Genomic DNA, 6,084 nt, shown 5'->3' on the forward strand with positions numbered 1-6,084 from the left:
GTCCTCGTCTTCATAGGCTCAGAAAGCGACGCAATTGCAGCTGATGTTGCTCAGCTTCGCTTCGTACCCGCCTTACGTGCGTTGACAGGCTCCACCACGAACTCCGTTTCGATCGCCTCGGAGATCTGCACAAGCCAGCCTTCTATTGTAGCCGTTCGCTCCTGAGCGATACGAGCTCGTTCTTCGGCAGCCTGAATCAGCTTGTTCGCCTGAGCCTGAACATCCCGAGTGCGCTTCTCAGCAGCTTGGACCCTAGCATGAGCGTCCTGCATGTCTGCACGAACTTGCTCCAAGAGTTCCTGAACACGAAACTCTTGCTCTTCTGCGCGGCTCTCAACGGTTCGCATATATTGAGCAGCACCCCGCACCCGTTCCAGCACCTCCGGCCAATTTTTTCCAAGAGTTGGGCTTCCGACTGCACTATGCCGAGTAGCGGTGATATCGGCCGCTGGGGTTAGAAGGACAACCTTATCTCCGTGCAGTGAGCCATGCACCTGCGGATCCGATCCGGGAACGGCCTCATCCCTCATGAACGCATCTACAAGAAGTTGCCTTGCCTGCTCCATCGCCTATCCTCGCTGTTCTTCCGCGTAGACACTCGCAATCGCATTGATTGATTGCCTTGGTCGCTCTAGACTTGACCCTGATCCAGGCTCATGTGGCCGCCGAGAAGTAGGTTTTTAGCTGCTGCATCAATCCTTTGAAGCCACTTCTCTGCGGTGCTTGCTCGTAGGTCCGCAACCCGCACTTGTTCTTCAGCGGTACGTACCCAAGCATCGGTTTCGGCGCGGATCACACTTACACGCGCCTCAGCTTCGGCGCGGATTTCCTGCACCTGAGCATCTGCGTCTGCTTGTACCTTCTGCAAGCGGACATCAGCCACTGTTTGGATCTCTTGCACTCGCATCTCCGAGAGCTGCAAAAGCTGCTGTGTCTGCTTCAGGGCTCTCTCAAGGCCTTCGAGGGCAGCTTGATGAGACACGCTCTGCTCCCTCAGACGCTTCTTTTGATCGCCAGCTAGGCCGGCCATGCCGTTGATGATGTCGAGGGTGCTCATCCAATCGCCAACCTCAACGTCCTCCGTATCGACACCGGATGGAGAGACGCCGACATCGTTGACTGCCGCCCCGGGTATGAGGAGAGATGGGTGTAGGGTCGGTTGTGGACCAAAGGCCGCTTCGCTCGTCAGTGGCTCAATCGTGCTAAACGAGGGCTTGAGCATGAGGATCTCAGCAGACGGCTTGTCGGCGATGCTGTCGAAGCTCGCTGCAACTTGCGTCAGGATTTGAGCCCAGGAGACTAATGGGGCCGCGGCCATGGTGTGCTCTTCCCTATGAGCTCATCTTTGCGATGACACAGCCATATCATCATAGTTAACGAAGCGTTAATAAGCGACATTTTTTAACCTAAAATTCAGGAAAGTTGATCGATCTTAACCTCAAGCGGACCCATGGGCTTATCTGCTGGTATCTCTAAACTGCATAGCGAGCGCTGATCCGACAATCGAAAAACATACGCTCGACGAGGTCCGACTGCTGTTCACGTTCGCTGGGATATGACGAGCCTGTTCGAATATGCGCGGCCCGAAGCGCGGCAAGCCGGTCGAGGCGGAACGCCGGCTGTATGCCCTCCTTACGCTCAAGAGCGCATCGAGCGATCAACCTGCTAACGAGAACGAAGATCCACTTCGAACTGCCCTCAGCGACTTAAAGCCGAATCTTTCACCGGCTAAGCTGTAACAGCCCGAGAACCTGCATTGACCGTGGAATGAGGGCGGGGCCAACTCTCGAGCGGTGGTACATAATTGCCGGAACCGAACCATCAATTGGAGCAGGCCATAACACGTTAACGATTTGTTAATCATCATCTAAGAAATTTCAGTAGCCGGCCTCCGCCGACTTCTGTTTTCCGAGCACACAATGTCTTTGGCTCCTTGGCTCTTCGTATGCTCTCCGCTCGGCTTGATCGCGCTCACGATTGCGCTTGATGGAGTTTTTGCGAAGTTACCGGCGCGGTACGACGACATATGGCGCCTGCCTCGCCACCGATATTGAGCTAAGCATGCTTAGCTGAGACGCCGACCGCCGCCGAGATCGATCTCGATGACGCCGCTCCTGCGACAACGCCGGTGCGGCGCTGCTGGAGCACGCGGATCATCCGACTGCACAGAGGGAACAGGAAGTGACGGCTCCGGGGCGATCGCGACGGGCACGAGGACCGGGGCCTGCGCGTCCCCGCCCAAACGGCCCTCCCGCGCCGGACGCCGCCAAGTGAACAGGAGGCCTTGCGCGATCCTGTGCCGGTGTGACACCGAACACCGATACCCTGGCCTCGTAGTCCTCGAACGATCAGCGCTGCCGTCGTTCGGCCCCCTCAAGCACCTCGACCCGCATAGCCCCGACCCGCTGACCTCAACGCCAGCATTAAGATCAGGCTTCAGCCGAGTGCGCGATGCCACCAACCTCCGCCAGCACCGGACGCGTACTTGATATGTGACCCTGGTCTCAAGCGTCCGCGGTTGGACAGTGCCATTGAGAGAAGCTGCTGGTCCAGTACGAGCGTTCGTATTGACACAAGGTCTGCCGACCGTTGCCGCGCTACACTGGCCGACGGAAAGGCGGCGTGTCAGATCAGCCAATGGCCAAGCCCGATCTGAATTGTTGCGAAGTGAAGGTCGACGGCGCCTGGATCGTCGTGAGCCTCATTGAGGCGCAAGGGACGCATACCAAGGCTGAGAAGCGCTGTCCGGTTTGCTATGGGCGCGTCGCGGTCGCTGGATCGTACACCGCAGTCGTGAAGCGCACGCTCACGCATCGCCGTGTTCACAATGGATGCCCGCTGATACCGAGGGCCTATTGCGGTACTCCTTCGCCAACCCAGAAGCCGTGAAGTAGCCTCGGATTGATAGCCTTTTCGGAGCAATGGCAATGAGCACCACGATTACCAGTGACCTGCTCAGGGCCAAGATCGTCGCCACCGATGAGGTGAACTCCGCCGTGGACGAGTTCCTGCGCGACCCGACGGTGAGCCTGTTCCGGTTCGCAAGCGGGCACACGCTGGACCCAGCAGCCGCGATTAAGGCACACGAGCCAGCGGCGCGAGCCGTCGACGACCAGGATCGGACGGAGAAGTTCCGGCGCGGCATGGTGCGAACCGCAATCCTGCTGGGATGCACGGTGGCGCCATGACCAACAATCCTTGCCACGGGGCCGCCGAAGCCCTGCGCGCGATGGGCCGGTATGTCGAGCCGTTCGGGGACGACCTTAGTCTGTGGCTGGTGGATAGCGAGGAGATGAGCGGCGCGGAGCTGATGAAGCTCGCTGCGCTCCTGGGCCTTATCCCGGGCTCGGCAACGATCCAGTAACGCCGACCGACCCGCACCGGCCAAGCGCAGACCGGCGCGGTGTCGGTGGGGACCGCCAAGCAGGTCTTCGGATCACTCCGCCGCTTGCTGAAAGCGCAGGCGCTGGTTCTGCCCGATTGTGCGGGAGATCAGGGAGCGGCGCGCGCTGTAGGTGGGCGAGACCAGGGGATAATCCACCGGCAGGCCCCACTTGGTCCGGTAGGCCTCGGGCGACAGCCCTCTCATCGTGAGATGCCGGCGCAGCGCTTTGTAGGGCTTGCCGTCCTCGAAGCTGACGATGGCATCCGGCGAGATCGACTTGCGGATCTCCGCAGCGGTCGGCTTCGTCAGCACCGGCTTCGGCGGGGTCGCCAGACCGGTGATCGAGCCGTGAACCGTACGGATCAGGTCCGGCAGGCTCGTGGCCGGTACAGGGTTGCGCGCGACGTAGGCGGTGAGGATCTTCGCGGCGAGGTCGATGGGGTCCGTCGTGGTCTGCACGGTCGTCTCCTTCCGAATGCGGTCTGGTGGGCGTGCGTCCAAACATGCTGTCGCCCGGCACAGGATGTTTTCGGTCGTCGATCGCCCTGAACGGTCGCGGCAGGTCGATCTGCCACTGCGCGATTATGCGCCTGCGATCCCGCAATACAACTTCTGCGCGAGTTAATTGATGGATGCGATCTACTTAGAATCGGTTAACAGGCTGAGTCCAGCTGCAATAAGACGCCATGAGGGACGAAGCGCTGCCGTTTTGCCCATCGAAGCTGCAGTTTAGGCACCCGTTGCGAGCGTCGACCGCGGACTTCAGGCATGCAATTAAAGGTTGTGTGAACGGCGTCCGCCTGTCGCCCCATCTGGTCAGTTTGGGGGGCCTGCTGCTGCGTACGGCAGATGTGTAGGTGAAGATGCCAAGCCTCAATAAGGCTTGGCGCATCGCGCTAGCGAAACCAACCAGAAGGCTTTTGGCCATTTCCTTCTGCCTGCGAGAGCGGGGGCTTACGTCCGCTTTCCGGCGACGACGATGTCGTCTTGTACGGCCGAGTTGGGTCGGGACCCGTCCGTCCGCTCTACGACTGGGTCAAGTGGATTTCTGCCGGTCCGCCTTCGGGCAGAGCAGGCGGTATAGATGACCTTGGAAGCGCCTACCGATCCGCTAGATTTACGTAGGTTACGCAACGACCTATCCCCACGATGCGCAGACGTCTGGTAACATCGCAGGCGTGATCGGGGCGACGATGCAGGATGCTCACCCGATTTCAGAACACGCGAGGGTGCCAGGGCAGGCGTGACCCGGTGGGACGGTCCATGTCGACCGGGCGACATGGTTAAGGCAACGTCGGCTTTCCCGCATTACGCGAACCGCTCACCAAACCCTTACCGCAAGATGACAGATGTTTCATGCAACATCGTCGTCAAATCTGCCATTGTCAGGAGACTTTCAGGACCGCATGGAAGACGTCCATAGTTGGTCGCCGCCGAGTCTTAGAAAGTTCTAAGGAGATCCGATCATGGCCAGGCTAAAATCACTCGCCGCTGCGCTGGCAGCTTCGACCCTGCTCGCCGGTGCGGCTGTAGCGGCAGACCAGACGTCTCAAGCGGCACCTGTGATAAGTGCTCAGCAGAAGCAGACTGATGCCGACGTTGGGAAGCTTTCTACCGACGGGGTAGACGCCTACCGCGATGTCCACCTTGCGCGCCTGGCGATCTACGAGGCCAAACCTGACCAGGCACGGATGTTCGTGAGCCACGCGCAGTCCGCCCTAGAGAAGGCCAAGACCGACTCTACAGCTTTCATCAAGGCTGAGGCGGATTTGAAGCCGCCCGCCGGAATAGATACGGCTGCAACGATGGCTGGCAAGGACGGCACGGCCAAGGGTCAGACCGAGCCCGGCAAGCAGGCGGATGCGAGTAAGCCCGCCGCCAGCGCCTCTGCCAACTCGAAGGAGGCTGTGACGTGGCTCCCGGTCGACGCGCAGCTTGTGCTCGCGGACGATTTTGTCGCCCGCAACAAAGATCAGTCGAAAGCAGTCGATGAAGCTAACCAGCACCTAAAGCAGGGTGACAAAAAAGGCGCGGTCGACCGGCTGAAGCTTGCTGGCGTCGACGTCGATTTTACGATGGCGGTGGTGCCGCTGGGCAAGACCACGCAGGGCGTCGACAACGCCGCCAAGCTCATCGCCGACGGCAAGTACTACGAGGCCAACGCGACTCTGAAGCAGGTCGAGGATGGGGTCCGTTTTGACGTGATCGAAGCGACGGCAGTGCCAAAGGCCGACAATACGGCGGCCACCGGCAAGCCGGAGACGGGCGCGTCAACGGGCAGCGTGGCTAAGCCCGCACACTGATCTCTGTTGCCTCACGCCGCCATTTAAACGTGGGGCAACTCAGCGATAGTGTTCAGCCTCAACGATGAGACTGGCGAGCTAGAAAGCGCGACGATCTTGGGTCAATTCGGCGAGGTGCCCGACGACTTCGCGGAGAGCCTACAGGGCGGGTGAGGCACCTTGCGGTTCGGCCCCGCCGCGATCTGCTCACGCGGCGGGGGAACCCCGGATCTCACCAGCTAGATGTTTGGTCCCGGCATTTGGTGGAGCGGGTTTGATCTGAATCGTTCGGGCTCGGCGGACCATGCTTTGCAGATGGCCTCGTAGGGCGTGAGACCCCGCAGGGTCTTCAGGCGGCGGCCAAAATTGTAGGCGCTGACGAAGTCGGCCAGATGGGCGCGGAGCTTGTCGTGGCTG

General features: G+C 60.2%; 6 protein-coding genes and 1 pseudogene. 3 read left to right on the plus strand and 4 right to left on the minus strand.

Annotated elements, in window-relative coordinates; translation table 11 throughout:
* Window positions 1-50 precede the first annotated feature (50 nt).
* Together FV222_RS01945 and FV222_RS01950 are read right to left on the minus strand one after the other, a co-directional pair.
* The gene (locus FV222_RS01945) at window positions 51-566 is read right to left on the minus strand and encodes a hypothetical protein (RefSeq protein WP_147764984.1); all 516 of its coding nucleotides are present in this window, start codon (window positions 564-566) and stop codon (window positions 51-53) included.
* 65 nt (window positions 567-631) lie between these two features.
* Window positions 632-1,318 (minus strand): cell division protein DivIVA, encoded by a 687-nt coding sequence (locus FV222_RS01950; protein WP_147812817.1) that lies wholly within the window; start codon window positions 1,316-1,318, stop codon window positions 632-634.
* A 1,609-nt stretch (window positions 1,319-2,927) separates the two neighbouring features.
* Between FV222_RS01950 and FV222_RS01960 the strand changes: the two genes are divergently transcribed.
* Together FV222_RS01960 and FV222_RS01965 are read left to right on the plus strand one after the other, a co-directional pair.
* Window positions 2,928-3,188, plus strand: coding sequence for a hypothetical protein (locus FV222_RS01960; protein ID WP_147812819.1), 261 nt, complete (start codon window positions 2,928-2,930; stop codon window positions 3,186-3,188).
* Window positions 3,185-3,364 (plus strand): hypothetical protein, encoded by a 180-nt coding sequence (locus FV222_RS01965; RefSeq protein ID WP_147812820.1) that lies wholly within the window; start codon window positions 3,185-3,187, stop codon window positions 3,362-3,364. The genes FV222_RS01960 and FV222_RS01965 overlap by 4 nt, the downstream gene beginning before the upstream one ends.
* Before the next feature lie 72 nt (window positions 3,365-3,436).
* Here FV222_RS01965 and FV222_RS01970 read toward each other — a convergent pair whose 3' ends face one another.
* Window positions 3,437-3,844: a MucR family transcriptional regulator gene (locus FV222_RS01970; RefSeq protein WP_147812821.1), complete on the minus strand. Its 408-nt coding sequence runs from the start codon at window positions 3,842-3,844 to the stop codon at window positions 3,437-3,439.
* Between the two features lie 1,007 nt (window positions 3,845-4,851).
* Here FV222_RS01970 and FV222_RS01975 point away from each other — a divergent pair.
* Entirely contained in the window at window positions 4,852-5,688 is an 837-nt protein-coding gene (locus FV222_RS01975) for a YfdX family protein (protein WP_147812822.1), read from the plus strand.
* A 218-nt stretch (window positions 5,689-5,906) separates the two neighbouring features.
* Here FV222_RS01975 and FV222_RS01980 read toward each other — a convergent pair.
* Window positions 5,907-6,084: pseudogene (locus FV222_RS01980) on the minus strand (IS481 family transposase); the annotation flags it as partial.

Source organism: Methylobacterium sp. WL103, from assembly GCF_008039885.1.
Classification (GTDB): domain Bacteria; phylum Pseudomonadota; class Alphaproteobacteria; order Rhizobiales; family Beijerinckiaceae; genus Methylobacterium; species Methylobacterium cerastii.